This window comes from Desulfosarcina sp. BuS5, assembly GCF_028752835.1.
In the GTDB taxonomy this organism is placed as follows: domain Bacteria; phylum Desulfobacterota; class Desulfobacteria; order Desulfobacterales; family BuS5; genus BuS5.
Genome location: NZ_CP087952.1, coordinates 2849733 through 2864827, shown reverse-complemented (window position 1 = coordinate 2864827; position 15095 = coordinate 2849733). Strand labels below are relative to the sequence as shown.

Below are 15095 nucleotides of genomic sequence, written 5' to 3'. Positions count from 1 at the left end.
AAAAGAAATTCAGCAGATACTATATACAAGAGAGTTCTCACACTCCTGTAGTTTATTGATGAAGTCTTGATGAAATCTGTTAAAATTAATTAATATATCAGCATAATATTGTGTGGTTTCAACACGTTGTTTAAAAATTTCAATAATTTTTTGTGCCTCATCATGAATGCTTAGGTGCAGTTTTTCTAGTTCTTTTACAGATTGGTCAGAAAGACTTTCCGTTAGAAATGTTTTACCCTCTTTATAAAACCATTCTCCAAACATACATTGGTGAGGGGATGGTATTGGTGGAGGAAAAGATATATAGCTTATTTTTTGTAATCTTGACATAACATAGTAAACAAAATCTCTATACCATAAGATATGATCTATAGAGATCATGTGAAGTTTACCCGCTGTACTCCCTGGATAACGAATATCTCTTTTGAGAAAGTCTATAAATTCATCAAGTGGTAACGGTTTACTTATCAAATAGCCTTGTATTATAGTACATCCCATATACTGTAACAGATTATATTGCTGCTTATTATCTACTCCTTCCGCAACAATATCGATTTTCAACAAGTGCGCCATCCTGATAGCTGTTTTAGTGATGAATTTTTTTTTATTGTCGCTTGTGATACCATTTATAAGATTATAATCTAATTTAAGAGTTGAAAATGGGTAATTTGACAAAACGTTTAGTGACGAATAACCTGTCCCAAAATCATCCATAGCAACCCCAACACCAATATCAACGATTCTATTCAGATTGTTCTTAACTGATGGTTTCGACTTGATTAGTTTTGATTCTGTTATTTCTAATTCCAGGCTGCTTGGAGTTAACCTTTTTTCTTTAAGCGCATCAATAATCTCTTGCGACAGCTTGTCAGTCTCCAAGTCATCCGCAGTAACATTAAATGAAACACACAATGGTTTTATTTCGTGAATAAGCTTAATACTACGTTCTAATTTTTTGAATAACTGTAGTGTGATTTCTTTGATTAGACCACTTTCTTCAGCAAGAGGAATAAAAGCACCCGGGGGTATGACTTTTCCATCCGGTTTTATCCATCTAATAAGAGCCTCTGCACCAACAATGTCACCTGTGATTGCTGACACTTTTGGCTGATAAAAATAGTCAAGCTCGTTTTTTTCTAGTGCTTTTTTGATATCTTTTTTTGCTATCATGCGCCTGACCCATTACCCATTTGATTTCAATTTAAGCTATAGATTGTAAGATAATTACCCGATTTTAAAATTTGACATAAGGTCAAAAGTAGGAAGGCGCACGCCAACAACTTCGCCACACGCACAAAGTTGATCTTTTGAAAACAGTTCAACCTGGGCAGTTGATGAACGACCGCACTCTTTTGTTACCCAGCCTCGCAGGGCAAGTTCTCCCATTGGAGTCGGTTTCAGATATTCAATTGTCAATTTTCTGGTTACATACATCACATTCGGTCTGTCTATTACTTCAGGTTTATAATGCAAGATATAATAACCGATGGAAGCCCATATTCCATGACAATCAATTATGGTTGCGATAATACCTCCGTTTACGATTCCTGGAAAAGCAATATGGTATGGCTCGGGCGTAAACCGGCTCACGGCTATATCACCTTCCATGTAACTCTTAAGGTGGAGACCGTGCGGATTATCAGCTCCACACCCAAAACAATCACGACCCGGGGTTTCTCCCGGAATAATGTCCTGCATCGGTTTTTTTAAGCTTATCATAATATATTTCCTTGTATGAGGGGCTTGAAGTCTGAGGTGAGTCCACATAGTCTGGGGTGTCCAAAAACTCAGTTTTGTGGCTACTTTTTTTGCTCAACTTTTGGCCCTATCATGAGTGCGATTAATATCTTGGCACATTGTTGGGGTCATGAAATGCAGCATTAAAATTATCTTCCCCAACCAAATCCCGGCATTCTTTGCACTCCTGCCATATCCCTGAATGGCTGTTATTGTAATGAAAATGACAGAGACTCTCGTGCTCGTGATGATATTGGCAATAATCTCCACCTTTTATAGATGCAAAAGAAGTGTCACAGCAAATCCATTGATCACAACATTTTGTTTTTATTAAAGAAACAGAATCGTTTCCACAAAAGCTACAATGTTTGCCAGGGATTATTTTTGCTTGCAATCTATCATATGTCATTCAGGCACCTTCAATATTTTCAGTAAAATTTGCGTAGACCATAACAAAATGCCGTCAATAATTCAAAATATATTTGTTAGCGGCGGTGTAAAAATGTATAATACTCCCCAAAAACTGGACAGTTGTTTAAGGTGTAAAATGAGTATATCCTGATCAACAAAAAGGAGGCTCATCAATGGGTAAAATTCGAAAAAATTACAGTGCATCATTCAAAGCTAAAGTAGCGCTTGAAACGGTTAAAAAGGAAAAGACGATTTCTCAACTATCTAGTGAATATGGAGTTCATTCAAATCAAATAAATCAATGGCGAAAGCGTCTATTAGAAGAATTGCCCGATATATTTTCAAAAAAGCGTCAAAAAAAAGAAAAAGACGCTGAAGAATTCCAGGCGGAGCTTTACCAGCAAATCGGCCAATTAAAGGTCGAATTGGACTGGCTAAAAAAAAAATCTAACCTTCTCAATTGATATAAAGCGTCAATACATTGAGCCGAATCATTCTTTGATACCGGTAATGCGCCAGTGTGATCTTTTGGGAATAAACAGATCAACCTATTACTATCAATCCTGCAAAGATGAGAGCTATAACCTGGCTCTCATGCGATTGATAGACGAAGAATATACCCGATATCCGTTCTACGGTGTTGAAAAAATGACGGCCGTATTAAAGCGACAAGGGCACACTGTTAATCCTAAACGAATAAGACGTTTGATGCGGCTTATGGGACTTGAAGCTATATATCCAAAACCAAATTTGAGCAAAGCATCAAAAGAGCATAAAATTTATCCATACTTGCTGCGAGGCGTTTCCATTGAGCAAGTTGACCAGGTGTGGTCAACGGATATTACCTATATCCGTTTGAATTCAGGTTTTATCTATCTTGTAGCAGTGATAGACTGGTTTAGTCGGTATGTCCTGAGCTACGAATTTTCAACCACATTGGATAAGGATTTTTGTATAAAAGCCTTACAGGGTGCCTTAAAAATTGCAAAACCTAAGATTTTTAACACGGATCAAGGCAGTCAGTTTACCAGTGATGCCTTTACCGGCGTTTTAAAAAAAGCCGATGTGAAGATCAGCATGGACGGCCGGGGCCGTGCTCTGGATAACATTTTCGTAGAGCGCCTTTGGCGTACCGTGAAATATGAACGTGTTTATCTTCACAATTATGAGACCGTCAGGGAGGCTATTCAAAACATTGGAGAATATTTTGGCTTTTACAATAATGAACGACTCCATCAATCTTTGGATTACCAGACCCCGGCAGAGATATATTTTAAAACTTTTCCAGGGTAATTTCAGAACCACTTTGTATAATTAATTAGAATACCATTAAGTCGTATTGATATTATAAAAAATGTTTCCTGCTGCAAACAAGATAAAAGCGTACTATCCAACACATAATCAGTTGGTAGTAGAGTTTATTTGAATATTGCATAACGCTAATCAAATATATAGCGTATTTTTAGGATGATTTTTTGAATAGCGTTACACTTAATTCAACATGCTATATGTTTTGGAGGTAAAAAAATGAGAGGAGGAAAACGTGCAGGGGCTGGTCGAAAAAAGAAACCAGACCATTTGAAACGAGAGCTTGTGACAATTAGATTACCACAGTGGATGATTTCACAGCTCAAGAGGAATGGTCAAATTGGTTATTTAATTGAGAGTCAATTGGCGAAAAAAGATTTTTTGAATTTGCCGGATGATTACGAAATTGATAGTTAAGATCGGACAAATTAAAGGAAGTAACAGGCAAGATTTATCAGCAATGGTGATCAATGTGAGGTTGTAAAAATAATATATTTTGGTGAATGCCCTATTCAACGTGCGGCATAAGTTATAAACATATTAATATTGAATTTTAACAGTATGTTAATGAGATACAAAAAAGTTATAAACATTTTATCAATAAGTTATGAACATTTTAGAATGGTATTATTATTTATTAAATCAATTAGTTAAGTTGTTTATGAACATTTTTATGATAAACAGAAACATATTTTTTTTATTTACTATTATTTTTTTAATTTTCAGGATTATTTATAGCTCAAAAGCGCACCTTAAAAAACCTTGTTTTTTGTCTTGACAATGGGGAGTACCTTATTATGCCATCGGGAAAACATATGAGCGGAAGAACTATAGGTAGATTGGGGCCAACACCTTCTCTATCACGTAAATATTGTCCTTGCTAAGTGCTTTTGGCAAGTTCATCATCAAAAACTTGAACATCGAGTTTAAGTTCATCAACATTAAAGGGAACAAGCGGGCTTAACCGATGATAGTGCCTTCCTTCATGAATCCAGCACAGTGCGTGTCCCTCAGTAAGCTTTTTGAATTGAGGTGCATCATCACTCAAAAGGATGTTAACAACCGGTAGGTTAAGGGTGTTTTTAAAATTGAAGTTTTTGAGCCATTAGTATGTTTTAGCTGTTAGCTTTTAAAATCAAACGGATAGTTCCTTGAGCCAATAGCTAACGGCTAAATGCTAGCAGCTTTTCGAAAATCTTCGTTTCTTGCATAATGTTTAAATATCCGAAATAGTATCTGTTTTTAGTTTTCGTTCAAGCACTAATTAGTTATTTTTTATAGTTTGTGAAGAATATCAAATATTTTATATGTTTATTCTTATGATGGCTCAACTATCCCTTTTTAAAGATATAATAATATTTCATGACCCTTTTTACATAATTTTCGGTCTCTTTTATGGGAGGTATATCATTATATCTGTTTACCCTTTCAGGTCCTGCATTATAAGCGGCTATTGCCAAAGGAAGCTTTCCGTTAAAACGTAAGAGTAGTTTTTTAAAATAACGCGTGCCTCCCATAACATTTTCCCAGGGGTCAAAAGGATCATCAATCTTGAACTCCTTCAGGTTATTCGGCATTATCTGCATAAGACCCAGGGCTCCCGCCCTTGAAACAGCCATTTTGTCAAAGTTTGATTCCGCCTTGATTATGGCTTTAAGCAATGGAAAGGGGATGTCATGTTTTTTTGATGCTTCCGTTATAAGGTGATCATACTTGTCGGTTGAATGATGTTTGTTTGATTTGCGGGGATACTCTTTAATAAAAAGTTTATAGGATGATGATGTTGGAACATTTGTAAAATGAAGCACTCCATCTCTGTCCGTAAACATAAAAATATCCGCTGCGGCAGGGATGGACAGAACGGATATAATCATGAGAACGCAAAGAGATACGGCGCAGATTATTTTTTTATTGTTACGATGCATATATCCGTCTGTTTCCGAGGGTGCAATATGAAAAAGTTATTCGATTATAAGCATTAATTTGTGTAACTTTTTTGTATATATTACCCTGGCTTTTACCACCCATAATGTCCGGCTCGTGACAATTCAAAAGCTTTCAGCATGCTGATGCCGCCATTTCCAATCAGTCCCGGATTTTTGCAAATCATTCGAAGACCTGTTGATATTTTTTTATTTAAAGTAAAATTTTTTATTTTATCGGGTAGATATTTTGTAAATAGGTTTAACTCCTGCTCGGAAAAATTATAGAACGCTGAACGTCCCTTTAGAATCCTTTTATAATCAGGGAACTTCTTTTTCCAAAATATTTGATATCCGGATAACCGCTCTTTGCTCAAGTCATTAGATTTCAAGGCATTCCCCGCAATTTTCGAAGCAATGCAACCTGATTTCAAAGCAAAATGTGTGCCACCTTCAAAGAGTGGACTTGTGAAACCTGCAGCATCTCCAATAATTAGCAGCCCGGTCGAGAATGTTACAAGCAGCGGTCCGGAAGAAGGGATTTTTCCTCCAAATGTTTTTCGGATCTTTATAATATTAAATTTTTTCCGGCTTATGAAATCATCCAGATTTTTTTTAAGGTCCCCGGTTTTTGTAGAGATCAGACCGACATTGGATGAATTGCCGCTCTTGGGAATAACCCATAGGTACCCTCCGGGAGCAAGTCCGGGCCATAGATAGAACTCTATGAATCCGTCTGTAGAGACCCCCTCTATTTCATACTGAATGCCGGTAATTGTAATCAATTTCCGGTTTATTTTCAGCAGATTGCTGCATATGGAATTTACCCCGGAAGCATCAATCACAAGCCTTGCCCGGACAGTTTCTCCGGAATCAGATCTGATTATCCAGATATTATTTGTTCGTTCAAGATCCTTTACGTTAAAATGGAGACAAAGCTCGGCGCCGGCATTACATGCAGTTTCAGCCAGCCATTGTTCGAATCGATCCTTGAAAAGAACATAACCGGGTTCATAAAGTTTTTTTGCGGAATGATTGGGAAAGATTACCTTTACGCCTTTAACACGCCTGGAGATAGTATGATCGGGGATTTTTAGACCTGTGTTTTCAGCGGCAAAAGATGAGAGGCATTCACCGCAGTGCACAGGGATGCCGACAACGGATTTTTTCTCCAGGATGACGGTGGACAGGCCCTTGCCGGCACAGCCCATGGCGGCTCTGCCGCCGCCTGGGCCTGCTCCGATAACCGCCACATCATAGATTTGATCCATGCTAGTGTTTAAAACTCCTTTGACCGGTATAAACCATGGTGGCATCGACTTCGTTGCATGCTTCTATGGACTGATAGTCATTCCCTGAGCCTCCCGGCTGAATAACCGAAGATATGCCTTCCTTTATACCGACGTCAATACCGTCCCTGAAAGGGAAGAAAGCGTCACTGACCATAGCCGCGCCTTTAAGTCCCCCGTTTTCTTCTTCGGCCCTTGCGTCGGCTTCATCTTTTTTATCTTTATCTTTCAGCTCGTTATAGCCTATTCCATATGTTTCATAAGAGTATCTGTCTGCAAGCTTTCGATAGGCCTTGTCCCGTGCGATTTCAGCTACACCGACCCGATCCTGTTCACCGGTGCCTATGCCCACGGTTGCCAGATCCTTCACGTAAATAACCGAATTTGATGTGATTCCCGATTCCACAAGCCAGCCAAAGAGCATATCTTCATATTCTTTTGCCGTAGGTTCCCTGTTGATTCTGTATATTTTGCCTTTATATTCGGTTTCAGCCGGTTTCAGATCTTCCTGTGACCTGGCTTCTGGAACAAAAGACCATTGGGCTATAATTCCACCGTCGATGAGACTTTTGAATTCCACACATCTTTGCCCCACAAAGGTTTGCAGACGTTCGATATTACGCACCCTGATAATTCTAAGGTTCTTTTTTTTTTCAAAAATATTCATCACACCATCTTCAAAATCAGGAGCGACCACAACCTCGGCAAACTGTTTGCATATTGCTTCAGCCGTGGCCTTGTTAACGGCCCGGTTTAAAGCGATGCATCCTCCAAAAGCAGCAATCCTGTCGGCCATGTGCGCTTTATGGTAGGCATTTTCCAGGGAATCGGACATTGCAACGCCGCAGGGGTTGTTATGCTTTACAATAACGGCAACAGGTTTATCCGTAAAATATCTTAGTATGTTAAGGGAGTTGTCAGTATCGGTCAGATTGGTTTTCCCGGGATGTTTTCCGGATTGCAAAAGTTCTATATCAGAAGCAAGATATTTTCCCGGCTGTATTGTTTCCGTATCACCCAAAACCAGGTTTCCGTTTACAAGCTTGTAAAGAGCGGCTTCCTGCCCCGGGTTCTCACCGTATCGCAGACCTTTTTGCACGGCATCTATGGTCCAGACAACCTTTTCATAAAATAGAGTCTGTCTGTTATCTCCATCAATGAAACTGATCTCCATGTTCGGAGAAAAGTTGTCGTCCATTATTGTTCGGTACATTTTTTTTAAATCTTCGGTCATTTTTTAACTCCAGTTATCAATAAACGCTATTGAGTGTCAGTCCATAAATAGCCATTTATGGGTGGACACTATTTATAAGCTATAACATTGCTTAACATTATCAAAAGATTGAGAGCCAAGATATTCGGCAATAGCGCCGTCATAAACAGCAGTATGCTTAAAAGCCTTTTTTGCCAGGTAAAAACGCTGCTCAAGGGACAGGGAACCCTCATTTTCCTTAATAAATGAAATAATACTGCTGTAATCCGCAGGATCGACCACCGGTGCAACCCTGAGATAATTCTTGGCTGCGGCTCTGATCATGCATGGACCTCCAATATCAATATTTCCTCTTGCCTCCTCCACAACCACCCCCTGCTTCTCTATGGTCTGCTTGAAAGGGTAAAGATTTACCACCACCATATCTATGTTCACTGCGCCGGTACGCGACATATCTTCCTGGTGGGAAGAGTTGTAGGTTTCGGTCAGAAGTCCCAGGTAGATTTTAAAGTCCAGGGTCTTTACAAGTCCGCCCTGGGTCTCCTGCTGTCCGGTATAGTCCGAAACCTGGGTGAGACAAGATCCTGCCCCGGAACCGAGTATTTCCTTAATCCGGCTGTATGTGCCCCCGGTGGAGAGGAATCTTATTTCAGGATTAATTCCGATTAATTCAGGTATAAGTTGATCCAGCCCTTTTTTATCGGAAACACTTATCAGGATATGTTTTATTTTTATAAGATCATCAATTTTTTCAACGACATTTATGCTCATAACAACTACCTTTCCTTTAAAGTGGATAAATATCCATTGATATCCACTTCAGCGATTTGCTCCGGGTCCAAGTATTTTGCTGCGTACTCTTTATATACGCCGCTCTGCAAAAACAAGTCAAACAACTCTTCATCAATATGCCGGTCATTGCGCATGAAGCTCATGATTCGCAGTGACTCGTTCAGCGTTTTAGCTTTTTTGTAAGGACGATCAGATGCCGTGAGCGCCTCGAAAATATCGGCAATAGCCATGATCCTTGCAGGAAAGGACATCTCATTTCGGGTGAGCTTCCGGGGATACCCTTTTCCATCCATAGTCTCGTGGTGAGCGCCGGCGATTTCAAATATATTTGCCATGTAAGAGGGCAGGGGTAGCTTTCCTAACATAATAATGGTTTGTGCGATGTGCTCGTTGATCTTGAACCGCTCCTCTGCTGAAAGTGTCCCTTTACGGGTAGTCCCTACAAAACAATGCAGGTTCGAAAAATCAGCTACTTACAAGGTATTGGGACTGTAATGAGATATCTCCAGTTTAGTGGAAAATTCGTAAGTCCCATCTGCATTGCCGGTGTATTATGGTTATACTTTTTGGCATCCTTCAAATTTAGTTTACACTTTAGTCAAAAACCCTGAAGGTGTTAGACATACCAGCCCAGGGCGTTGCCCTGGGCTGGTATGTAGCGCCCTTTCAGGGCTAAAATGCTTACTCTATCAAATTCATTATAAGGGAAGTCCCTTATCAGTAAATAGTTAATACAATCAAATATCGTTTTCAAAAAGTGTAAACTACTTTTTATGGTTTATGAAGGATGCCTACTTTTTTATAAATTTCTCGTTTTCATTATTAATTCGTATTCGTAAGCTCTTATGAAATTGTATGTAATTATAGTTGAATAAGTTAATCCAGATTACATTACTAAAATTCAGCTTGTTCTTGCAATACCCCAGGGTTTTTCTCTGAAGATAGGAGATATGTTGCCTCAGGGTAAGGTTCAGTCTCTCAATAAATGAGGTGTTTTGGCTTTTTCCGGGGAAATCTTTTACAGTACCTTTTACAAAATATTTTTTAACTGTTACAAGCCGACGCTTTATTCGGCGCTTAACAATTTGCAGGTAAGCATAAGGAATTTCAGACATAATGTTTTCGAGCGCATTTTTGTAAGCCGCTAATTTATCTGTAGCGACCTTTAATATATTATCTTTTCCCCATTTGCCCAACTTTTTAATGCCCTTTACTAAACGGTTTGCAGTGTAAGTTGTTCTTGAACCCAACTCGAAACCGATCCAGAATTTTGTTGTGGATTCAAGAGCGATAAAAACCCATAATTGTTGACTTTTATTTTTAAGGTAAGACCATAGTTCATCCATCTGGAGAAATACAATGGTAAGCCCGATAGTAAAACAAAGAAATAGGTGAAATTGCTGGCCTTTTTGCCCAATAGCTTTTTGCCATTGTTCAATTGTCCTTCGATCTTTTTGAAGTACATCGGCAATTGCATCAGTGCCAAGGCCGTAAAAGTTTAGCTTTGCCGTTTGCTCATATTCTTTAAAACTGCCATGCTTTCCAAAAAGATCGGAATATCCTGTTTCTGAGAATCTATGTTTGCCACCATTGCAGTAAAACATTTGTCTTGGCTCAAAATCGGATTTTGTTATGTAAACTCCATCCTTGGCGATTTTGTTCTCGGTTGATTGATAATATTTGCAGCTTTTCCCGGGACAAAAAAGTGTTAGGGCTGTATTTGCTGTATTTTGCATGGTTGCGATCCTTTGAATAGAGTTTTAACCATGCTTCTACAAAATATATTGCTTTTGGTCTATAACAATCTTAATTTTTAGTAAAAATCTTTTTTATTCATGTTTTCAGAGACACTTTTTAATCACCTGCATTGTTTTGTAGGGACTACCAGAATATCAGATTCACTTAGTCAATGTTTAATAAAGAGCCCTAATGGGATTCCCTATCCATTGATTGTGAAATGTGCATACCTATCAAGCGAGCAATAACCACAGCCAGATAAATTTGGCCGATAACGGCTACCTTTTCCCTTCATACTCCTTTAAAAACTGTTCGAAAAAATTTTCCATAAACCGGTGTCGGGCTATGGCAATCCTCATCCCTGTTTGTGTCAGCATTCTATCTTTAATTTTGCATAGTTTTACTTTAAACTCCCTGTATCCGGTATCGTCAATTGAATATGGTTTTACATCATCAACCGCAATATCCGGACTGTGCAGTCTGGCGCCTAGTTCCCCGGCAAACAGGAACACCCTGGCTACGCCTACTGCTCCGATGGCGTCTATTTTGTCCGCATCGAAAAGCACCCTGGCTTCTATTGTAGCCGGCGCAACGGTTCCCCTGAAACGGTGTGATTTAATTGAATGGATTATATTTTTTTTCCGGTCATCTGAAATAGGCAGAATATTTATAATGGGCCGAGCCATGGCAGCTCCTTTTTCCGCATGGCATACCGCGCCATTAGAGGAATCCTGCAGGGCTCTTCCGATATCGTGGAGATAAGCGGCGCTTAAGAGAACGTCCATGTCCGCCCCCTCGACCCCCCCGATACGTTTGCATAAACCTGCAACACGCAGGGTATGATCCCAGTCATGGCTCCCCCTTGCTCCCTGAAATTTTTTTTTGGCTGCGTGTATTATAGTATCCAGCATCTATAATTTATCCGTCCTGATGCGCAATTCCCGTCAATTCCGATATTGGAACACCCTTTTGTTTAACAAATTCTTTTATTCCCTTGTAAATATCCGGAAAAAGATCGGGATTGACAAACCAGGCCGTGCCTATCCCAACGGCGCTGGCGCCGGCCATAATATATTCGATTACATCCTCCCATCTTGAAATTCCTCCTATGCCGATAATAGGTATCTGCCTGCTACTGCATTCAGAAATTTTTGAAAAACATTCATAAACCATATACAGGCCTACGGGTTTTATGGCGGGCCCCGAAAGACCGCCTGTTTTGTTGCCCAGCAAAGGCCTGGCAGTGTAAATGTCTATAGCTGTTCCACGAAGCGTGTTTATCATGGCAAGAATATCAGTGCCTCCGTTAATTGCGGCGCGCGCTGGTATTGTTATGTCTGTGATATTCGGGGTCAGTTTTGTAATAACAGAAATCCTGTCATCTACATTTTTTTTTACTATATTTACTATCCGCTCAACTATTGCGGGGTCGGTTCCGAATGCGATCCCGCCTTTTTTAATATTCGGGCAGGAAAGATTGACTTCTATCGCGGAAATTATTTGATTAATATCGTTATCACAAAGATAGGAAGAGAGAACGCCGAATTCTTCAATGGAGTCCGCCGATATATTAACTATTACAGGTAGCTCAAAACTAAGCAACCCTGAAAGTTCGGTTTTTACAAAAAACTCCGCCCCTTCGTTCGGGAGGCCGATTGCGTTGAGAATGCCGGAATCGGTCTCCACAATCCTGAATTCAGGATTCCCTTCTTTAGCCTTAAGGGTAACCCCTTTTGTAATAAATGCGCCCAGGGAAGAGCGGACTTCAGGGCTGTTTTCCAGGACATCAATCTCATTCCCATGCCCTGATGTTCCGGACGCAGTCATTAAGGGGGTTTTCAGTTTTAAATTATTCAAAGAGACTTGAAGCATGTTTTCCATGATTTTTCCCAGCAGGTTTTTCCCGGGTCGAACATAGGTCTATCAGTACAGAAGCGCGAGTATTCTTCCCGGTTATTCCTTTGAATCGCCAGGATGCAGGATTTTCGAGGTTCCCAAGAGGCGCCGGCATCTTTACCCGTTTGCCTTTATTGATATCTTTTAGCTAATTGGGACCTGTGCCGCCTGGAATAAAGGATAAGAATTTATTTTCAGATAATTAATGTAGATGAAAAGCTATAAATCCAATAAGGATTCAAATACCTGATACCCATAGGACTGTCAAGTCGGATATTTACATGGAATCGACTGGGAATAAAGGCTGTTGAGTATAGAGCACCTGTTTGCCCGAAAGTGTTTATTCTTAAAAATAAGCCTGGTATAGATTGTCAGATAATTACCTGATTTTAAAATTTAGCACAAGGCCAGAGGGAGGAAGGCGTATTGTAATACTCCGACGACCGATAACGCAGTGAAATTATTTATGTGACAATCTATAGTAGTACCTTGAAAGGGCCGATCCTCAGTTTCTTAAACCATACCAGAAATAATTCCTGAATCATTGAACCCCTGGAAGGGCACACGTCGAAGCTCCCGCACGCCTGCACTTGAAAGCATATCCATAATCTGCTTTTCGGAATAGGACCGACCGGAAGGCGTATTCAGAAGCATGTTCAGGGAAAATAGCGCGGGGAAGACCGGGCCATCCATGGTGTCGTTCAATATGAAATCGTGGACAAGGATTATACCCCCAGGTTCCATGACGGAAACGGCCTTTTGCAGTATGGTTCGGCAGGATTCCGGACCTTCTGCATGGAGGATGTGCGAAAGCCAGACTACGTCATAGGATCCTTCAATCTTGTCCAGGAGATAATTGCCCTCAACGAATCGTATTCTATCGGTCAAATTGAATTCGAGAATAGTTTTTTCGGCAAAGGGTCTAGTTGGTGGCAGGTCGTAAATCGAGGCTTTAAGTTGTAGATATTTCATACAGAAATGAATGGCGTATGTCCCTGGGCCGCCACCTATATCGAGAAGGTGATTGCAATTGGATAAATCGATTTTTTCAGCTACCTTGGGCGCTACGTTACTGGCCACGTTGAACATACCCATCAGGAAGTTTTCAAGCTGTTCTTTGTCATTCAAAAATTCCCGGTCTTTGACGGGGAGACCGCTCCGGACCGCACGGGAAAGCTTAACCCAGACATCTGTGAGATGCTTATGGTGCATAATAATGTAACCGATGTACTGTCGAGAGTCTTTGGACAGAAAAGATTTACTGAAAGGAGTGTTGAAGTATTTCCTGCCGGTTTTTGAAATGAGTTTCAATGCGGAAAGGGCGTTCAGGAGCATGGACAAGCCCCGTTCGTCCGCATTGATTATTCTTACGATCTCTTCGATGTCGTACTGTCGGTCACCCAGAATCGTGAACAGATCGAGTTCTATTGCTGAATGAAGAGTAGATGCAGCCCAATAACTTCCGGACGTTTCAAGGGCCATGGCCGGGGTCCACTCGTTTGTATCCATATATCCTCCTGATAAGTTGACCGTGAGCTCCGCTACGCTACGCACACGGTCAACTTATCGCCGGCTGTCGAGTTCCTCGAACGTCCTTGACAGGTTCCGCTCACGCTCCACCTATCAAGGGCGTTCGAGCCGACTGCGATTCTCGACACTGAATGAAAAAAAACCGCCTTTTTCATTCAGTGCCTGCGATTCTCGCGGCTCAACAGCCGGCGTTATTTTTATATCTTATTGGTTATACCTTATAGTTCCGTTTTGTAAGCGGGGCATGGAAGGTTGGGGACGCCCTTTATATTTACAGTTTTGAAATGATGGTTATTGGGGGAAACTGGTGGGCGCTGGTGAAATGTTCACATTTACGGTTCTCATTGGCCTGGGTGAGTCAATCATTAAAGCGAGGAGAGACAATAGTACAACAAAAGGGCTATAATCTCATCGATTTTTCAGCCTAAAACTGTAAATATGGAAAGATAAAGGGCGTCCCAAACTCTCCTCTAAACTCTCCCTTAACCCTTTACCCGCCGCTGGTTAGCTCGTTGTTCGCTACCGTCATTTATCACTTTTTGAATAGCTCAGAATGGGAACCAGTTCTTTCTAAATACAAATCATCGTCTGTGATTTGATAGATGAAGATCCAGTCTGGTTCAATGTGGCAATCGCGGTGGTTTTTCCAGTTTCCAGATAATTGGTGGTCTTTATACTTTGGTTCCAACAATTGACCTGCAACCAATTTTTTGATGACAACCCTTAATTTATCAAGATCTTTATTTTGTTTTTTGATCCTTTTATAGTCTTTTTTAAATTGAGTTGTGTAATGTAGGTTCAACTATCAAGCTCCTGAAATAATGCATCAACAGAGTCAACTTTATGAAGTTCATTTCCATTTTCAGCGTCTCTAAGTGTTTTAGCTGTAACCTCATTCGGAATTTTTATTTCAAAAGGAATTCCTTTATGTAACGTTATTTGTGAAAGGTACATTGAAATAGCCTCTGACATTGATATATTTAATGTTTTTAATATCATTTGGGCATTTTGTTTTATCTCGGGATCTACACGGGTTTGAATTGTTGCTGTTTTTGCCATAGCTTTCTCCTACTTATGGGGCTATATGTATTGACAATACCATTACAATAAATATACATCTTATTTTTAAAATTTCAAGAACTTTTTTATTGCGTTGTAATATCAAAAAGTTGGGCCGTATTTGGGGACATCCATTGGAATATTGGTTGCCCCAACAGAAAAAAATCTTTGAGGGGCTGGGGATATCGCTTAAAGAATTGC

At 40.1% G+C, this 15095-nt stretch carries 17 protein-coding genes; 2 read left to right on the top strand and 15 right to left on the bottom strand.

Going from position 1 to position 15095, the window contains the following annotated elements; all coding sequences use genetic code 11:
* Positions 1 to 9: 9 nt before the first annotated feature.
* The 3 genes from BuS5_RS14080 to BuS5_RS14070 all read right to left on the bottom strand — a co-directional run bounded on the left by BuS5_RS14080 (position 10) and on the right by BuS5_RS14070 (position 2146).
* Positions 10 to 1170 (bottom strand): EAL domain-containing protein, encoded by a 1161-nt coding sequence (locus BuS5_RS14080; protein ID WP_051375237.1) that lies wholly within the window; start codon positions 1168 to 1170, stop codon positions 10 to 12.
* 54 nt (positions 1171 to 1224) lie between these two features.
* Positions 1225 to 1719 (bottom strand): PaaI family thioesterase, encoded by a 495-nt coding sequence (locus BuS5_RS14075; RefSeq protein WP_035266759.1) that lies wholly within the window; start codon positions 1717 to 1719, stop codon positions 1225 to 1227.
* A 121-nt stretch (positions 1720 to 1840) separates the two neighbouring features.
* On the bottom strand, positions 1841 to 2146 hold the full coding sequence (locus BuS5_RS14070; RefSeq protein ID WP_274427754.1) for a hypothetical protein: 306 nt from the start codon (positions 2144 to 2146) through the stop codon (positions 1841 to 1843).
* 175 nt (positions 2147 to 2321) lie between these two features.
* On the opposite strand from BuS5_RS14070, the gene BuS5_RS14065 reads away from it, so the two are divergent.
* Together BuS5_RS14065 and BuS5_RS14060 are read left to right on the top strand one after the other, a co-directional pair.
* Positions 2322 to 3441 (top strand): IS3 family transposase gene (locus BuS5_RS14065; protein ID WP_245266731.1). Its coding sequence is split into 2 segments (ribosomal slippage): positions 2322 to 2594 and positions 2596 to 3441, totalling 1119 coding nucleotides; the frame shifts between segments, so codons are not numbered across the junction.
* 234 nt (positions 3442 to 3675) lie between these two features.
* Positions 3676 to 3873 (top strand): hypothetical protein, encoded by a 198-nt coding sequence (locus BuS5_RS14060; protein ID WP_274427654.1) that lies wholly within the window; start codon positions 3676 to 3678, stop codon positions 3871 to 3873.
* Between the two features lie 463 nt (positions 3874 to 4336).
* Here the strand turns inward: BuS5_RS14060 and BuS5_RS14055 are convergent, their stop codons facing one another.
* From BuS5_RS14055 to BuS5_RS14000, 12 genes are all read right to left on the bottom strand, one after another.
* Positions 4337 to 4504 (bottom strand): hypothetical protein, encoded by a 168-nt coding sequence (locus BuS5_RS14055; protein WP_157487482.1) that lies wholly within the window; start codon positions 4502 to 4504, stop codon positions 4337 to 4339.
* A 283-nt stretch (positions 4505 to 4787) separates the two neighbouring features.
* Positions 4788 to 5381, bottom strand: a complete 594-nt coding sequence (locus tag BuS5_RS14050; RefSeq protein WP_035266488.1) for a transglycosylase SLT domain-containing protein — start codon at positions 5379 to 5381, stop codon at positions 4788 to 4790.
* 92 nt (positions 5382 to 5473) lie between these two features.
* Positions 5474 to 6649, bottom strand: a complete 1176-nt coding sequence (locus tag BuS5_RS14045) for an NAD(P)/FAD-dependent oxidoreductase (RefSeq protein ID WP_027354994.1) — start codon at positions 6647 to 6649, stop codon at positions 5474 to 5476.
* Position 6650: 1 nt separating this feature from the next.
* Positions 6651 to 7901: an IMP cyclohydrolase gene (locus tag BuS5_RS14040; protein WP_027354993.1), complete on the bottom strand. Its 1251-nt coding sequence runs from the start codon at positions 7899 to 7901 to the stop codon at positions 6651 to 6653.
* 72 nt (positions 7902 to 7973) lie between these two features.
* Positions 7974 to 8651: a hypothetical protein gene (locus tag BuS5_RS14035; protein ID WP_027354992.1), complete on the bottom strand. Its 678-nt coding sequence runs from the start codon at positions 8649 to 8651 to the stop codon at positions 7974 to 7976.
* Positions 8652 to 8656: 5 nt separating this feature from the next.
* Positions 8657 to 9127, bottom strand: coding sequence for an HD-GYP domain-containing protein (locus tag BuS5_RS14030; protein WP_084446273.1), 471 nt, complete (start codon positions 9125 to 9127; stop codon positions 8657 to 8659).
* A gap of 336 nt (positions 9128 to 9463) precedes the next feature.
* Positions 9464 to 10408 (bottom strand): IS1 family transposase, encoded by a 945-nt coding sequence (locus tag BuS5_RS14025; protein WP_274427753.1) that lies wholly within the window; start codon positions 10406 to 10408, stop codon positions 9464 to 9466.
* A 279-nt stretch (positions 10409 to 10687) separates the two neighbouring features.
* Positions 10688 to 11320 carry an HD domain-containing protein gene (locus tag BuS5_RS14020; protein WP_035265848.1) on the bottom strand — a complete coding sequence of 211 codons (633 nt, stop codon included), beginning with the start codon at positions 11318 to 11320 and terminating at the stop codon, positions 10688 to 10690.
* Between the two features lie 7 nt (positions 11321 to 11327).
* Positions 11328 to 12290 (bottom strand): dihydroorotate dehydrogenase, encoded by a 963-nt coding sequence (locus BuS5_RS14015; RefSeq protein ID WP_027354481.1) that lies wholly within the window; start codon positions 12288 to 12290, stop codon positions 11328 to 11330.
* 528 nt (positions 12291 to 12818) lie between these two features.
* On the bottom strand, positions 12819 to 13814 hold the full coding sequence (locus BuS5_RS14010) for a methyltransferase (protein ID WP_027354482.1): 996 nt from the start codon (positions 13812 to 13814) through the stop codon (positions 12819 to 12821).
* Positions 13815 to 14367: 553 nt separating this feature from the next.
* The gene (locus BuS5_RS14005) at positions 14368 to 14637 is read right to left on the bottom strand and encodes a type II toxin-antitoxin system YafQ family toxin (protein WP_027354483.1); all 270 of its coding nucleotides are present in this window, start codon (positions 14635 to 14637) and stop codon (positions 14368 to 14370) included.
* Positions 14634 to 14894, bottom strand: coding sequence for a type II toxin-antitoxin system RelB/DinJ family antitoxin (locus BuS5_RS14000; RefSeq protein WP_274427752.1), 261 nt, complete (start codon positions 14892 to 14894; stop codon positions 14634 to 14636). The genes BuS5_RS14005 and BuS5_RS14000 overlap by 4 nt, the downstream gene beginning before the upstream one ends.
* Positions 14895 to 15095 lie beyond the last annotated feature (201 nt).